Origin of the sequence: Acinetobacter sp. RRD8, from assembly GCF_031844225.1 — a bacterium.
In the GTDB taxonomy this organism is placed as follows: Bacteria; Pseudomonadota; Gammaproteobacteria; order Pseudomonadales; family Moraxellaceae; genus Acinetobacter.
The window spans coordinates 266,762-283,793 of record NZ_JAUZUU010000002.1 but is presented as its reverse complement, the minus strand read 5'-3'; the positions used below and the strand labels follow the sequence as shown (position 1 = coordinate 283,793).

The 17,032-nt window shown below is 44.7% G+C and carries 12 protein-coding genes; 8 read left to right on the top strand and 4 right to left on the bottom strand.

All coding sequences use genetic code 11. From position 1 onward, the window contains the following. Positions 1-478: 478 nt before the first annotated feature. The 3 genes from Q9R24_RS04135 to Q9R24_RS04125 form a co-directional block, all read right to left on the bottom strand. Positions 479-1,762, bottom strand: coding sequence for a ribonucleotide-diphosphate reductase subunit beta (locus tag Q9R24_RS04135; protein ID WP_114541022.1), 1,284 nt, complete (start codon positions 1,760-1,762; stop codon positions 479-481). Between the two features lie 141 nt (positions 1,763-1,903). Next, positions 1,904-2,032: a hypothetical protein gene (locus tag Q9R24_RS04130; protein WP_004645881.1), complete on the bottom strand. Its 129-nt coding sequence runs from the start codon at positions 2,030-2,032 to the stop codon at positions 1,904-1,906. 512 nt (positions 2,033-2,544) lie between these two features. Beyond that, positions 2,545-5,382 (bottom strand): ribonucleoside-diphosphate reductase subunit alpha, encoded by a 2,838-nt coding sequence (locus Q9R24_RS04125; RefSeq protein WP_311203775.1) that lies wholly within the window; start codon positions 5,380-5,382, stop codon positions 2,545-2,547. 567 nt (positions 5,383-5,949) lie between these two features. Between Q9R24_RS04125 and bfmR the strand changes: the two genes are divergently transcribed. Then, positions 5,950-6,666 (top strand): response regulator transcription factor BfmR, encoded by a 717-nt coding sequence (gene bfmR, locus Q9R24_RS04120; protein WP_005104084.1) that lies wholly within the window; start codon positions 5,950-5,952, stop codon positions 6,664-6,666. A gap of 42 nt (positions 6,667-6,708) precedes the next feature. After that, the gene (gene bfmS / locus Q9R24_RS04115) at positions 6,709-8,382 is read left to right on the top strand and encodes a sensor histidine kinase BfmS (RefSeq protein ID WP_005104083.1); all 1,674 of its coding nucleotides are present in this window, start codon (positions 6,709-6,711) and stop codon (positions 8,380-8,382) included. A gap of 66 nt (positions 8,383-8,448) precedes the next feature. Here the strand turns inward: bfmS and Q9R24_RS04110 are convergent, their stop codons facing one another. Continuing rightward, positions 8,449-8,805, bottom strand: a complete 357-nt coding sequence (locus tag Q9R24_RS04110) for a hypothetical protein (protein ID WP_004645876.1) — start codon at positions 8,803-8,805, stop codon at positions 8,449-8,451. Positions 8,806-9,377: 572 nt separating this feature from the next. On the opposite strand from Q9R24_RS04110, the gene ndhC reads away from it, so the two are divergent. The 6 genes from ndhC (at position 9,378) to nuoG (ending at position 17,031) form a co-directional block, all read left to right on the top strand. Then, complete coding sequence (gene ndhC / locus Q9R24_RS04105) at positions 9,378-9,923, top strand: NADH-quinone oxidoreductase subunit A (protein ID WP_004280779.1); 546 nt, start codon at positions 9,378-9,380, stop codon at positions 9,921-9,923. Between the two features lie 6 nt (positions 9,924-9,929). Then, the gene (locus Q9R24_RS04100; protein WP_004280778.1) at positions 9,930-10,610 is read left to right on the top strand and encodes an NADH-quinone oxidoreductase subunit B family protein; all 681 of its coding nucleotides are present in this window, start codon (positions 9,930-9,932) and stop codon (positions 10,608-10,610) included. Positions 10,611-10,701: 91 nt separating this feature from the next. Next, positions 10,702-12,489 (top strand): NADH-quinone oxidoreductase subunit C/D, encoded by a 1,788-nt coding sequence (nuoC, locus tag Q9R24_RS04095; protein WP_004732074.1) that lies wholly within the window; start codon positions 10,702-10,704, stop codon positions 12,487-12,489. A gap of 14 nt (positions 12,490-12,503) precedes the next feature. Continuing rightward, positions 12,504-13,013: an NADH-quinone oxidoreductase subunit NuoE gene (gene nuoE, locus Q9R24_RS04090; RefSeq protein WP_005247901.1), complete on the top strand. Its 510-nt coding sequence runs from the start codon at positions 12,504-12,506 to the stop codon at positions 13,011-13,013. Next, entirely contained in the window at positions 13,010-14,341 is a 1,332-nt protein-coding gene (nuoF, locus tag Q9R24_RS04085) for an NADH-quinone oxidoreductase subunit NuoF (RefSeq protein ID WP_004280774.1), read from the top strand. Before nuoE ends, nuoF begins: the two co-directional genes overlap by 4 nt. An 11-nt stretch (positions 14,342-14,352) precedes the next feature. Next, positions 14,353-17,031, top strand: coding sequence for an NADH-quinone oxidoreductase subunit NuoG (gene nuoG / locus Q9R24_RS04080; protein WP_311203774.1), 2,679 nt, complete (start codon positions 14,353-14,355; stop codon positions 17,029-17,031). Position 17,032: the final 1 nt, after the last annotated feature.

Here is a 17,032-nt window from a genome sequence, read left to right as displayed (position 1 = left end):
AGGTTTCTTCAAAACTGATTATTAGGGAGGTAAGTTTTATTTCTCTATCTATATAAAAGGAGACTAATTAATAGGCTCCTTTTATATTATCTGTCGATAACATCCATTTGTAGAAAATAGCATTAAATGGATCACTTTACGTTAATGTAATAATTTCGAAATATGTGTCAAAAATCTCATAGCAACTATCATTTACTGCTTATATGTCACATGAGGTGAGTGAAATATTTTGGTGGCATAAAATTAAAACCATAAGATGAAATAATTTTTAACTATGGCTTTCTTAGAAGTTTTTTACGAAAATTACTTATATTTGTTGGGATTATTTCATTAATATTTTGAAGTGAAAGATAATGCCATAATAATTTATGACATTATCTTTTTGTTTTTTCTGGATTTCAGCTTATAGTTTAATTTATTTCAGCTTATGCTTTATAAATTTCAACTTATGCTTTAATTTAGAATTTTAAGCTAAACCTTACCAGCTTAACGCACCGCCAGTTTGGTAATCTGTTACGCGCGTCTCGAAGAAATTCTTCTCTTTACGCAAGTCCATCATTTCTGACATCCACTGGAACGGGTTGTTCACGCCAGCAAACTGTTCAGGCAAGCCTAATTGCGCCAGACGACGGTTAGCAATGAACTTTAGGTATTCTTCCATCATGCCAGCATTCATACCGAGTACACCGCGTGGCATTGTGTCACGTGCATATTCGATTTCCAGCATCGTACCTTCAAGAATCATCTGAATGATTTCTTCCTGGAATTCAGTCGTCCATAAACCCGGGTTTTCGATCTTGATCTGGTTGATCATATCGATACCGAAGTTCAGGTGCATTGACTCGTCACGCAGGATGTACTGGAATTGCTCGGCAACACCATTCATCTTGTTACGACGGCCCATCGACAGGATCTGGCTGAAACCGCAGTAGAAGAAGATACCTTCAAGTACACAATAGAATGCGATCAGGTTGCGAAGCAGAATCTGGTCGTTTTCAGGTGTACCGGTTTTGAAAGTAGGATCACTTAAAGACTGAGTATATTTCAGGCCCCACGCTGCTTTACGTGCCACTGACGGTACTTCGCGGTACATGTTGAAGACTTCGCCTTCATCCATACCTAAAGATTCGATACAGTACTGGTAAGCGTGTGTGTGAATCGCTTCTTCAAACGCCTGACGCAAGATATACTGACGGCATTCAGGGTTGGTAATATGACGGTAAATCGCCAGTACCAGATTGTTTGCAACCAGTGAATCGGCAGTTGAGAAGAAACCGAGTGAACGCATCACGATGGTACGTTCATCTTCAGTCAAGCCATTTTCAGACTTCCACAGCGCGATGTCGTGGTTCATGTTGACTTCTTGCGGCATCCAGTGGTTTGCACATCCGTCCAGATACTTCTGCCAAGCCCATTCGTATTTGAATGGAACAAGCTGGTTCAAGTCAGCACGACAGTTGATCATTGCCTTGTCGTCAACCTGGACACGCTGCGCACCCATTTCAAGCTCTTCCAGGCCTGGAGCTACATCAAGTTGCTCTAGGGAAGCAGATGCTCTTGCCAGCGAATCGGTTGGATTTGATCCTCGGTTTTGAGTGGCTCTAAGGGGTTGTGCAGCTGCCACATCCGGCGATGCGTTGCCTGCATCAGATACCATCTGTGAATTAGACGTTTTTTGCGGCTCGACGGGCGCAGGCTGCTGTTCAGGTGCAGCCGGTTTTTGCGAATCATCTTCGAAATCGTCCCAACTTAGGATAGACATATCAATTCTCTCTACGTTGCTTTATATCTTTTATGAGACATTCAGCTTGGCTGAGATGTCTTACTATACGCTCAATTTGTTTAAGCAAAATTAAGTTTTGTCGATGAATGCTCTAGTTTTATACAGGAGCAATGATCCCCACTACTTATTTTGCTTACGCTGCTGGCGAACTTTGAACCAGAAGTAAGCAATGGGTAAATAAAAGGTAATACCAAAGGAAATCAGCAATGCCGCAAGTCCTAACATGTAGTTATGAGTCATATGAGGCATTGAGGTTTCCTTTTATTTAAATTGAGAGGCTTTTCAACCTCTCATTGTGTTACCAAAAACTTAATTGATTTGGGTAACTGCGACAGTGTGCACAAACATTTTCCCACCGATTAAATCGGTATCTAACATAAGCGCGAACACTAACGCCTTGAGGATAAGTACAATTACTCATCGGTCAGCTCCTAATTACAAAATGGAGCTTTCAGAGGAGTGACTCACACTCTAAATTTTGCTAAAGTAGTCAGCGTTAAGTCCGCTAAAATTTAACACAGATTACCTTTGTTACTTTCTAGAGTGTTGCTAAACCTCTGAAAGCTTGGGTTTTCAAATCAATGGTCTGTCACTTGTGATAGGCCATTTTTTATTGCTTAAAATTTATAAAACTCTTATGTCCGCACCTCCTTTTTTAATTTCATTCAGTTTGGAATCCCCCTAAATCCCCCTTTAAAAAGGGGGACTTTCTCCCTCCTTTATTAAAGGAGGGTCGGGGAGGATTTTTAAAACCTGTCAGATTACTGACAAGCTTCACAATCAGGATTGTCAATTGAACATGCCATTGGCACGGGAGCCGCTTGAGCAAAACCTTCTTCCTCTGCAGGAGCTTCAGGTTTTTGCGCTTCAACTACAGGAGCTGCTGCTACAACAGGAGCCGCAACAGTTGCAGGTTTAACTGCATTCAATGCGCCAGTGTTAATAGTCGATTTCTCAGCAGAAGTCGCACCCAAAGCACGTAGGTAATAAGTGGTTTTCAGACCACGTAACCAGGCCATCTTGTAAGTGATGTCCAGTTTCTTACCGTTTGCACCAGCGATGTAAAGGTTCAGCGACTGCGCTTGGTCGATCCATTTTTGACGACGTGAAGCAGCATCCACGATCCAGCGAGTTTCAACTTCAAATGCAGTCGCGAAGATGGCTTTAAGCTCTTCAGGAATACGAGAAATCTTCTGAACAGAACCTTCGAAGTGTTTCAGGTCGTTGACCATTACCGCATCCCAAAGACCACGTTCTTTCAGTGCACGCACCAGGTACGGGTTAATCACGGTGAATTCACCAGACAGGTTGGATTTCACATACAAGTTCTGGAAGGTTGGCTCGATTGACTGAGACACGCCACAGATGTTTGAAATCGTTGCTGTTGGTGCAATCGCCATTACGTTCGAGTTACGCATACCGTCTTTTTGAACTTTGGCACGTAACGTGTCCCAGTCCAGACGTTGAGTGCGGTCGACTTCGAACATGCGTTCAGGGCGAGTTTTCGCAACCAGATCAAGCGAGTCGATTGGCAGGATACCTTGATCCCACAATGAACCCTTGAATGTTTCGTATGTACCACGTTCAACAGCCAAATCGCTAGAGGTTGAAATCGCATAGTATGAGATTACTTCCATCGATTCATCAGCAAACTCAACCGCAGCATCAGAACCATAAGCAAGGTTCATCTCATACAGTGCATCCTGGAAGCCCATGATACCCATACCAACCGGACGGTGTTTCAGGTTCGAGTTGCGTGCTTGTGGAACAGCGTAGTAGTTGATGTCAATTACGTTGTCCAGCATACGAACTGCAGTTTTTACTGTACGTGCCAGTTTTTCACGATCAAGAACACCACCTTGAACGTGTTGTACCAGGTTGATCGAACCTAGGTTACATACCGCGATTTCTTCTTTGCTGGTGTTCAAAGTAATTTCTGTACACAGGTTAGAAGAATGAACTACACCTACGTGTTGCTGTGGTGAACGCAGATTACATACGTCTTTGAATGTGATCCACGGGTGACCTGTTTCAAACAGCATCGACAGCATTTTGCGCCACAAATCTTTTGCACGGATTTTCTTGTGCAACATGTTTGTTTCTTTGGCAATCGCTTCGTAGTGTGCATAACGCTCAGCGAATGCAGCACCAGTCAAATCATGCAGATCAGGCGTTTCAGAAGGCGTGAATAAAGTCCATTCAGCATCTTCGAATACACGTTGCATGAACAGGTCAGGAACCCAGTTCGCAGTGTTCATGTCATGGGTACGACGACGGTCATCACCGGTGTTCTTACGCAGTTCAAGAAATTCTTCGATGTCCAGGTGCCAGGTTTCTAAGTATGCACAAACTGCACCTTTACGCTTACCACCTTGGTTAACCGCAACAGCAGTATCGTTCGCTACTTTCAGGAACGGAACTACACCTTGCGACTTACCGTTAGTTCCTTTGATGTAGGAGTTCAAGGCACGAACTGGTGTCCAGTCGTTACCTAAACCACCTGCCCATTTAGACAGCATTGCGTTATCACGCATTGCGCCATAGATGTCGTACAGGTCATCATCAATTGTAGTCAAGTAACAGCTCGATAATTGTGGACGTAGCGTACCTGAGTTAAACAGGGTAGGCGTCGAAGCCATGTAGTCGAAGCTAGACAATAAGTTATAGAACTCAATCGCGCGCTCTTCACGGTTTTCTTCATTGAGCGACAAGCCCATAGAAACACGCATAAAGAACAATTGCGGAAGTTCGAAACGTACGCCATCTGAATGGATGAAGTAACGGTCAAATAATGTTTGCAGACCTAGGTAAGTAAATTGGTTAGAGCGTTCCGGTTGAATCGCCGCTGCCAGTTTCGCCAAGTCAAAGTTCAATAATTCTGGAGAAAGCAGCTCAAGCTCAATCCCTTTTTTCAGGTAAGTTTCCAGCGCATCGCCTTCAACTGTATCTACAGGTAGACCCAGGAATTTCAAACCAGTCGCAACCAGGTCATCACGCAATAAACGTGCAGTCACATATGTATAGTTAGGCTCTTGCTCAATACGGGTACGGGTCGCCATCATCATCGTGGTTGAGATGTCCGACTCTTTTACGCCGTTGTACAAGTTTTTCACGGTCTCATCGACAATGGCTTGTACATCAATGCCTTCAAGGCCTTCTGCTGCTTTAGTAACATGCGCAGTTAAAGCACTTAAATCTAGTGGCTTGAGTTTGCCTTCAGCATCGGTAATTTGCAGGGTCGGGTGATGATGTGCACCTAACTGTTTACGTGCTTCAGAACGTTGTTCACGGTAAATGACATAAGAGCGTGCAACTTTCTGTTCGCCCGTACGCATTAGCGCAAGTTCAACTTGGTCTTGAATTTCTTCAATATGAATCGTTCCGCCAGAAGGTAAACGACGTTTAAAGGTATTTAATACCATTTCCGTCAGTTGCTCGATACGATCATGGATCCGGCTCGAGTCAGCGCTTTGTTGGCCTTCAACCGCCAAAAACGCTTTACCAATTGCGACAGAAATTTTTTCTGCATCAAAAGCGGCAACATCACCGGTGCGTTTAATCACCTGAAGTTGACCAGGAGTTGAAGTGATTACGCTCATGTTAGCATAGCTCCATTGTCATCTATTTTTATGTTTATAGACCGTTTGAACTGGGCAAAATTCGTGCCACAGTGTTTGAGGAATAAACACAAGACCTAGTGGTTTTAAAATTAATTGAACACAAGATACGGGAAAATTTAGGGTAGATCAATATTGACATTTAGCTAAATATTTTTCTTAAGTTGTGCTTTAATCCTTGTAAAAATATCGCTATTTTTATTGATTTTTGTATAAGCCTTATCAGGCAAGGCATAGCATAACAAAGTCCAAAGAAAGTGCTTATAGATAACACTGTGGATAACTAAAAAGGGCTGAATCAAGCAGTCATATTTTGTCCATGTAATAGTTGTGTAAATCGCAAATCAGATCTAAGCCACTGTTTCAAGCATAATTGTCCAAAAAATGCACGATAAAATATTACAAAATGCTATCTTGATGTATCAGTTTGGTGAACGCTATCTTGTTTACAATGTAAACGTGTGTATATTGCAAGCATATTAAAAACGTATCTATTGGATTTCAAAAGGATACGCCTATAGCGTAGATCCACCAAATAAGGGGCAATACATGAGCCAAGAAGAAAAGTTACCCAAGATTTTAATTGTTGAAGATGATGAGCGTCTTGCTCGTTTAACACAAGAATACCTCATCCGTAATGGTCTTGAGGTTGGGGTAGAGCCGGATGGCAACCGTGCTATTCGTCGTATTATTGCTGAGCAACCAGACATGGTGGTTCTAGATGTCATGTTGCCAGGTGCTGATGGTTTGACCATCTGTCGTGAAGTTCGTCCACATTATCATCAACCGATTTTAATGCTGACTGCACGTACTGAAGATATGGATCAGGTCTTAGGTCTGGAAATGGGTGCGGACGACTATGTCGCTAAACCGGTTCAGCCACGTGTCCTATTGGCTCGTATTCGTGCTTTATTACGCCGTACTGACAAAGTGCCTGAAGATGAAGTGGCTCAGCGCATCGAATTTGATGACCTGGTGATCGACAATGGTGGTCGTTCAGTGACCTTAAATGGTGAGCTGGTTGACTTTACCAGTGCAGAATATGACCTGTTGTGGCTGCTGGCTTCAAATGCGGGCCGCATCCTGTCACGTGAAGATATTTTCGAGCGTTTACGTGGTATCGAATATGATGGTCAAGACCGTTCAATCGATGTGCGTATTTCTCGTATCCGTCCAAAAATCGGTGACGACCCAGAAAATCCGAAGCGTATTAAAACAGTACGTAGTAAAGGTTATCTTTTTGTTAAAGAGACCAATGGTCTTTAAGCAAATGTGGTTTGTTGCTTGAACAAGCAGGATAAATTATAGGTGTTTAAACACAGTATATTTTTGCGTATATACGCAGGACTCGTCATCCTTGTCGTCTTGGTGGCAGTGTTCGGCTATTTGTTGGTACAGATTATCAACTATCAGCGTGCGCAAGAATATCGCGAATCCCTGACTGATGGTATGGCATATATCATCAGTGAGGGGGTTGCACGCCAGCCAAATCTCCAGCAAAAAATGGATTGGGTTTCTGATGCCTCCGATTTGCTTGAATTGCCCATTCACTATGTAGAAGCCAGCAAGGTCGACATTACCCGTGCTGAAGGGCGCCGTATTGCCGAACGAAAAGCGGTGGTGCGTTGGGACGCTGAATCGGGTATTGCCTATATTGTAGTTGGGCTGCGTGATGACCCGGGTCATTACCTTTATATTAAGGCTGACAGCATTACTGAGCGCCAGATGAAGGCCTTACCAGTCTTTATCCTGGATTATCTGGTCTACTATCCAGGTCAGGAAAAAGAATACCTGGCTCGTATTCAGGATTATTTTTCTTATCCGGTTTCCATCGAAAACGTCCAGAATCTACCTTTAGACTCCGAGCAAATCGGACGTCTGCGTCTGGACCATAGCATCATTTTATACCGCGATAATGCCTCTATTCGTGGCACCACGATTTCAATTATTTCACCGATTCCTGGTTCGACTTCGCAAGTATTGGTCATGGGGCCGGTACCCTTGTTTAACTGGATGCCATTCCAGTTGGCGACCGGTATTACCTTATTAAGTCTTTTTGTGTTGAGTCTGGGTGTTTATGGTCTTTTGGTTCCGATGCAGCGTAAGTTGCGTGAAGTCAGCTATGCCTTAAACAAAATGAAATCGGGTAATATGTCATTGCGTCTTCCTGTGGAAGGCAGTGACGAGATGTCTACACTGGCGTCTAGCTATAACAATATGTCAGATCATATCCAGCGTTTGATCGAAGCGCAGCGTGAGTTGATGCGTGCGGTGTCGCATGAGTTGCGTACACCGGTGGCACGAATCCGCTTTGGTGTGGAAATGATGGCGGATGAAGATGACTACGATTATCGTCTGCAACAGGTGGAACAGATTGATAAAGATATTGAGGCGCTGAATACCTTGATTGATGAGATCATGACCTATGCCAAACTGGAACAGGGCATGCCGTCGATTGAGTTTGAGCAAATCGATCTGTATGACGTACTGAATCAGGTGGCACAAGAAACTGAAGCGCTGAAAACCCAGAAAATCATCGAATTACATCCAATGCCTGTTGCGGTCACAGTAGAGGCGGAGCGTCGTTATCTGCATCGTGTAATTCAGAATCTGGTCGGCAATGCTGTACGTTATTGCGATAATAAAATCTTGATTAGCGGCGGTCTGGATCAGGATGGTCAGGCCTATGTTTGCGTTGAAGATGACGGGCCGGGGATTCCGGAAATAGATCGTGCCCGCATTTTTGAAGCCTTTGCCCGACTGGATGATAGCCGTACCCGTGCTTCGGGTGGTTATGGTTTAGGTTTGTCGATTGTCAGCCGGATTGCGTACTGGTTTGGTGGTACGATTCAGGTGGATCAAAGTCCGACGCTGGGTGGCGCGCGTTTTACGATGACCTGGCCGGCACAGCGTTATGTCAAGAAGAGTAAGCGCAAGATGCTAGAAAAAAAGCCTGAGGAAGCGAGTGATCATTTAGCTTGATATTGTATAAATGATTTTAGTCATAAAAAACGATGCATCGGCATCGTTTTTTATTAGGAGCGATTTTTATTCCTGAATGGTCGCATCAGGTTCAATGAGTGATTTACCCTCTTTTAAGCTTTGTAGCGCTTCAGAGTTAAAGTCGATCACCAGTTTGGTATTTTTCGCATCGACGTTATAACGCTGAATCAGTTTTTGGTCGCCTGATAAGGTTTCGACTTTATATTCGTCAGCGATATTCATAATGCCATCCAGATTGATGCTGGAAGAAGCATGGTCCTCTTGAAAAAGTGCATGGATGTCACGTAAGTCAAAAGCTGCCTGGCTTATGTTGGGATTTTTCTGGATGTAATTTTCTATATGGCGAACCAGTAATTGAGCAAATAAAAAATAATTAGGTCGATGGGAAAAGCGTAGAGACATGCAAGGACTCCTTATTGTTACTTTATTAATGTCATGATGTGGTTTAGAAATAGAAATAACATATTCTGAATCAGTCCGTTGAGCATGTTGCAAAAAGACACAATTGCCAATCCAAGATTACCAAGTAGCTGCAGGGGGTAAAGCAACAGTTAAATATAAAAAATCATATTAAATATCAAGTTAAATCAATTGGTTTGAAAGAAAAAATAGTTGTTAAAATAAGTTTTTATCCGATTTAACTTGGATTCAATAGTGAAAAAGACTATATCTAAATGGGTGGGCGAGAAAAGCAGCTCATCGATCAGCCTATTTTCTGGAAGTGCTCTTTATAGAAAAATTAATAGATAATTAAAATTTAATTTAGGAAAACGATTAAAACGAATTCTGAATGATTAAAGTCAAATTAAATGCTGAAATGTCTAAAATATCATCCCAAAGACTAAGGCTTATAAACTAGCAAGTGAAATCCAAAATCAGGTACAATTGGCGGGATTAATTTTGTGTTTGGTGTATTTGAAGGCCAATACATACATTCTTTGTTAACAAATAGGCCTGCCAGGAGTTATCCCCGCATGAGTGCTATTACTCCATACGAATGGGCAATTATTGCCTTCGTGATCGGCGTTACATTTTTATGCGTCTTTATGCTGACTGTCCCATTACTCCTCGGGGGTAAATCATGGGGCCGTGCCAAGCAGGAGCAGTTTGAGTCAGGTGTAGTTAGCGCAGGTGGAGCTCGTATCCGCTTGTCTGCAAAGTTCTATTTAGTTGCAATTTTCTTTGTGGTGTTTGATTTAGAAGCACTTTATCTATATGCATGGGCAGTTTCTGTTCGTGAGGTAGGTTGGATTGGTTTTGCAACTGCAGCTATCTTTATCATAGTTTTACTTGTTGGTTTGATTTACGAATTATCGACAGGCGCACTCAATTGGGCACCTTCAGACAGACGTAAGGCAGCAGGAATTAAAGCTAAGATTGGTTCGCCAAATATGGATCTTGCAGAAATTACGCGCTTCAACTCGATTGAAGAATTGGTGATGGATCCAACGGGTCAAATCCCGGCTCAATCATCTGGTTTTGTGAAAAAGTCACAAACTCAATTATCTGATAAGGAGTAAGACGGGATGAAATATACATTAACCCGTGCGAATCCGAATGCTGACCAATATCCACTTCAGGAACGTATTGTTGTAGAAGATCCGTTGCTAGAAGAAGAAGTGAATAAAAATGTATTCATGACTCGCTTAGAGGATGTGGTACATACAGCAGTCAACTGGGGTCGTAAAAACTCAGTTTGGCCATTTAACTTTGGTACATCTTGCTGCTACGTAGAATATGCAACGACCTTGACCGGCGTGCATGACTTGTCACGTTTTGGTGCCGAGGTTATCCGTGCTTCACCGCGTCAGGCGGACTTAATGATTGTAGCGGGTACTTGCTTCGTAAAAATGGCGCCAGTAATTCAGCGTCTGTACGAACAGATGCTTGAACCAAAATGGGTCATTTCAATGGGTGCATGTGCCAACTCAGGTGGTATGTACGATATTTATTCAGTCGTACAAGGTGTGGATAAAATCATCCCGGTCGATGTGTATATTCCAGGTTGCCCACCACGTCCTGAAGCTTTGATTCAGGCATTGATGCTGTTGCAAGACCAGATTCAACTAGAGCGTCGTCCGCTTTCTGCGGTGATCGGTGATGATCTTAAGCCAGTGTATAAGCCAAAGATGATGCCGGAACGTGACCGTAAGAAAGACCAGCGTGTTGCTGTGAAGAACTTACGCTCTATGGATGAAATTAAATAATTTAAACGACAGGTTGTTTTGTTGTGCACCCGCTATGGGTGTAATTGTCGTTTAGGTTGACTGAATTTGTATTAAATAGGAAGCCAAGCCAATGGCTGAAACTGACATTGCTATGCCAGAATCAACGCCTGTTGATTCACGCCCAGCATTTGCCATTATTGAAGAACTCAAAACCAAATTTGGTGAGAACTTCTTTGTGCAAACGACTTTCGAGGATTTCCCGACAGTCTGGGTTGAGCGCGCACGTGTACAAGAAGTTTTAATGTTCTTGCGTACAGTGTCACGTCCTTACGTGATGTTGTTCGACTTGTCAGCGGTAGATGAGCGTCTGCGTACGCACCGCGACGGTTTACCTGCGTCTGACTTCACAGTGTTCTATCACTTGTTGTCGCTCGAGCGTAATACTGACATTCGTATTAAAGTTGCCTTAGCAGAAAGCGATTTGAATCTTCCGACGGCAACCAATATTTGGCCAAATGCCAACTGGTACGAACGTGAAGCTTACGATATGTTCGGGATCAATTTCGAAGGGCATCCAATGCTCCGTCGTATCTTGTTGCCAACCTATTGGGAAGGTCATCCGCTACGTAAAGAATATTCTGCACGTGCGACTGAATATACGCCGTATTTGCAAGATAAAGCCAAACAGGACTACGAACAGGAACATCTTCGCTTTGTCCCTGAAGATTGGGGTATGAAGCGCGGCAATGCCGATGAGGACTTCATGTTCCTGAACTTGGGTCCGAACCATCCATCTGCGCACGGTGCGTTCCGTGTGATCTTGCAGCTGGACGGTGAAGAAGTGAAAGACTGTGTGCCTGACATCGGTTATCACCACCGTGGTGTGGAAAAGATGGCTGAACGTCAAACCTGGCATTCATTCATTCCGTATACAGACCGTGTCGACTACCTCGGTGGTTGTGCGCAAAACATGCCTTACGTGCTTGGTGTAGAGCAAATGGCCGGTATTACTGTACCTGACCGTGCGCAATGTATCCGCGTGATGATGTCTGAACTGTTCCGTATCAATAACCACTTGCTGTTCATTGGTACTGCGATTCAGGATGCCGGCGGTATGACGCCAGTCTTCTACATGTTTGCTGACCGTCAGAAAATCTATGACGCAATTGAAGCGATCACCGGTTACCGTATGCATCCGGCATGGTTCCGTATCGGTGGTACCGCACACGACCTTCCAAACAACTGGCAGCACCTGATTCGTGAAATCCTGGACTGGATGCCGAAACGTTTGAAGGAATATCATACTGCAGCGCTGAAAAACTCAGTATTTGTGGGTCGTACCCGTAATGTTGCGCAATACGATGCAAAATCTGCATTGGCTTGGGGTGTAACAGGTACAGGTCTACGCGCTACAGGTATCGACTTTGACGTACGTAAATACCGCCCATATAGCGGTTATGAAAATTATGACTTCGAAGTGCCGGTTGAGTACGAAGGCGATGCCTATGCACGTGTCATCGTTCACTACCGTGAAATCGAAGAATCACTGAAAATTATCAAACAATGTTTAGATAATATGCCGTCTGGTGCGTACAAAGCAGACCATCCACTGGCTGTTCCACCACCAAAAGACAAGACATTACAAGATATTGAAACCTTGATTACGCACTTCCTGAGCGTATCTTGGGGTCCTGTAATGCCGGCGGGTGAAGCATCTGTGATGGCGGAAGTGGTGAAAGGCGCGTCGAACTACTACTTGACTTCAGACAAGTCAACCATGAGTTACCGTACCCGTATCCGTACACCAACCTTCACGCATTTACAGCAAATGCCTTCTGTGATTAACGGCAGCTTAATGTCTGACTTAATCATTTATTTAGCGACCATTGACGTCGTAATGGCTGACGTGGATCGCTAAGGGGTAATCGCATTATGATGATTTTGACTGATAAAAAGCCACGTGTGAATGTTGAAGGGATTTTGACTGCGGACGAAATTCACGATATCGAACATCACATGGGGCACTACCCATACCCACGTGCAGCGTGTCTAGATGCGCTGAAGTGTGTACAACGCCGTAATGGCTGGGTAGATGATGCGCAAATGAATGCCATCGCACAAATGCTGAGCATGAGCGTTGCAGACCTTGAAGGTGTGGCAACGTTCTATAACCGTATTTACCGTCAGCCGGTCGGTCGTCACGTAATTTTATTATGTGATTCGATTGCGTGTTTCTTGATGGGTGCGGAAACTTTGGCAGAAGCATTCCAGCGCGAATTAGGCATTTCTTTTGGTCAAACGACTGCAGATGGTCGTTTCACTTTGCTGCCAATTTGCTGTCTGGGCAACTGTGACAAAGGTCCAACCTTAATGATTGATGAAGACACGCACGGTCTGGTTGAAGTGACTTCGGTGAAACAGCTGTTGGAGAAGTATGTATGAATACTGAACCAAAACCAATTTATGGCGACGGTAACCCGGAAACGCATCCATTAACATGGCGTTTAAGCAAACAAGCCAACGTACGTAATGCAGATGATTACGAAGCGCTGGAAGGTTATGCAGGCTTTAAAAAAGCACTGACCATGTCGCCTAAAGATGTATTGGAAGTGGTTAAGGCAGCGACTGTTAAAGGTCGTGGTGGTGCAGGCTTCCCGGCAGGCATCAAATGGTCATTGATGGCGCCAAACGACAACTCAGGTCCACGTTACCTGATTTGTAATGCTGATGAGATGGAACCTGGTACCTTTAAGGACCGCTTGTTGATGGAAGATCTTCCTCATCAATTGATCGAAGGGATGCTGATTGCGGGTTATACGCTTGAAGCAACACACGGTTATATCTTTATCCGTGGCGAGTACATCGAAGCTGCCCAGTACTTAAATGAAGCACTTGAGCAAGTTCGTGCCAAAGGTTACTTAGGGGATAATATCCTTGGTACAGGCTGGAACTTCGAGTTACACGTGCATACTGGTGCGGGTCGTTATATCTGCGGTGAAGAAACTGCATTGATTAACTCGCTTGAAGGTCGCCGTGCCAACCCGCGTACCAAACCGCCATTCCCGCAAGTTGCAGGTGCTTGGGGTCGTCCTACGATTGTCAACAACGTAGAGACCTACAACAACTTACCGGCAATCATGCTGCGTGGTCCTGAATGGTATATCAACTTATCTGCGGGTAAGTCGAAAGATCCAGGCACCAAGATTTATGGTGCGTCAGGTAAGGTGAAATTCCCGGGTCTATGGGAACTTCCATTTGGTACAACAGCACGTGAAGTAATTGAAGACCATGCTGGTGGTATGCGCGACGGTTTGAAACTGAAAGCATGGTTACCGGGTGGTGCATCAACTGACTTCCTGGCCGCCGAGCATATTGATCTTCCTATGGATGCGGAAAGCATCATGAAAGCAGGTTCGCGTTTAGGGACTTGTCTGCTCATGGTGGTAGATGAAACCCAATGTATGGTTTCAGCGACACGTAACCTGGAAGAATTCTTTGCACGCGAATCATGTGGTTTCTGTACGCCTTGCCGTGATGGCTTACCTTGGGCTGTGAAAGCGCTGAAAGCACTGGAAGATGGCACAGGTAAGAAAGAAGATATCGATCACTTACAAGAACTGACTCGTAAGCTTTGGATTGGTAAAACTTTCTGTGCCCACGCACCGGGTGCAATGGAGCCGCTTATGGGCGCACTCAAATATTTCCGTGGCGAATTTGAAGCGAAGGTTGTGAATGCCGCCGCTCAAACCAGCAACGTAGAACAAGCTTAAGGAATTCGACTATGGCTACAATTCATGTCGATGGCAAATCGTATGAAGTCAACGGCTCGGAAAACTTGCTACAAGCATGTTTGAGTCTTGGCATTGATATCCCATACTTTTGTTGGCATCCATCCTTAGGTTCTGTCGGTTCTTGCCGTCAATGTGCCGTGACCCAGTACGCGAATCCAGAAGATACGCGTGGCCGTTTGGTCATGTCATGTATGACGCCTGCATCTGACAATACCTACATCTCGATTGAAGACAAAGAAGCCAAAGATTTCCGTGCTTCGATTGTTGAATTCTTGATGACCAACCACCCACACGACTGTCCAGTCTGTGAAGAAGGTGGTCACTGTCATTTACAAGATATGACTGTAATGACGCAGCATGACCGTCGTCGCTACCGTTTCACCAAACGTACTCATTACAACCAGGAGCTTGGCTCATTCATTTCCCACGAAATGAACCGTTGTATCGCGTGTTACCGTTGTGTGCGTTATTACAAAGACTACGCAGGTGGTACGGACTTCGGCGTGTATGCCAACGCATCACGTGTGTACTTTGGTCGTCCTGAATCAGGCACTCTAGAGTCTGAATTCTCGGGTAACCTGACTGAAGTATGTCCAACAGGTGTATTCACCGACAAAACTCATTCGGCTCGCTACAACCGTAAATGGGACATGCAGTATGCGCCAAGCGTATGCCAAGGCTGTTCTTCAGGTTGTAACATCTCTCCGGGTGAACGTTATGGCGAACTTCGCCGCGTAGAAAACCGTTATAACGGTGAAGTCAACCAGTACTTCCTATGCGACAAAGGCCGTTTCGGTACAGGTTATGTGAACCGTGAGGACCGTCCGCGTCAACCACAATTCCGTCAAGGTGCAACTGTTGAAACTGTTTCAGTGGATGCAGCACTAGACACGGTCATTGCAAATATCCAGGGCAAAAAAGTATTGGGTATTGGTTCACCGCGTGCATCACTTGAATCAAACTTCGCACTTCGTGAGTTGGTGGGTCAAGAGAACTTCTCAACAGGTCTATCTCAAAAAGAACAGAATCTGGTTGAGTTGGCAGCTTCTATCATGCAAACCGAGGGTGTTTACAACCCGAACATGCGTGAAATTGAAAGCTACGATGCTGTGTTAATTTTGGGTGAAGACCTCACACAAACTGCGCCACGTATGGCTTTATCTGTTCGCCAGGCTGCGAAAAATAAAGGCAAAGAGATGGCGGCAGAGCGCCGTACGCAAGAATGGTTAGCTGAGCCGGTACAACGTATTGCCCAAGATGCAAAATCTCCGATTTACATCCTGGCTGCGACACAAACCCGTTTGTCTGATGTTGCTGAAGGCGAAGTGGTTGCTTCTCCAAACGACATCGCGCGTTTAGGTTTTGCGGTTGCTGCAGCAGTTGCTGGTGAAACGATTCTTGGTTTAGATGACGATGCCAAAGCATTTGCACAAACCATTGCGGACACTTTAAAAGCTGCGAAGAAACCACTGATTATCTCGGGTACAAGCTTGCAAGATCCTGCCATTATGGAAGCTGCTGCACAAGTTGCACAGAATCTGGGTAATGCAGGTCTGACTTTGACGGTTCCTGAAGTGAACTCGATGGGTATGGCAATCTTTGGTGGTCAAAGCCTAGAGCAAGCATTTGCACAAGATTACGATACTGTGATTGTGGTTGAAAACGACCTTTACCGTCGTCTTCCTGCTGCACAGGTCGATGCTGCACTTGCAGGTAAAGATATGATCGTACTGGATCACTCTGAAACTGCAACAGTGAAAAAAGCCGACATCGTACTTTCTGCTGCATCGTTTGCTGAAGGTGATGGTACTGTCGTTTCTCAAGAAGGCCGTGCACAACGTTTCTACCAAGTGTATGACCCAAGCTACTACAATCCTGAATTGGCGATCAAGGAATCTTGGCGCTGGTTACACGCTCTGGAAACAGGCGTAAAAGGCAAAGCGATTTCTTGGACTTTACTGGATGATGTGATCGAGTCAGTGGCGAAAAACGTTCCTGCGCTTGAAGGCATTCTGGATGTTGCACCTGATGCGGGCTTCCGTGTTCATGGCTTGAAAGTGGCACGTGAACCACGTCGTTACTCAGGTCGTACTTCAATGCGTTCGCCATTGTCTGTACATGAGCCGAAACAGCCTACAGATAAAGACTCCGCATTAACATTCTCGATGGAAGGTTATGTCGGAGACCAGACTCCATCTCCACTGGTTCCATTTGCATGGTCTGCAGGCTGGAACTCGCCACAAGCTTGGAACAAGTTCCAGGAAACTGTGGGTGGTTCACTGAAAGGTGGTGATTCAGGCGTTCGTTTATTCGACCGTTTGGCAAAACGTCCGGCACGTACATTCGTTGCACCGGCACCTGTTCTGGTCAATGCTGAAAGCTTCCGTCTAGTACCGATGCACCATATTTTTGGTTCAGGTGAATTTACCATCAAAACACCAGCGATGGAAACACGTATTCCTGAAGCGGTATTTGCAGTGGGTGAGCAGGATGCAGCGCGCCTGAATGTTCAAGATGGTCAGACAATCACGGTGAAAGCAGGTGAGACGTCAATCGTTCTTCCAGTTCAAGTGATTGAATATTTACCGACAGGTTATATTGGCTACCCAATCGGTCTGGCACCGACGGTATCTCTTGCAGAGCCTGTTTCAGTCGCGGTAGGAGTGTAAT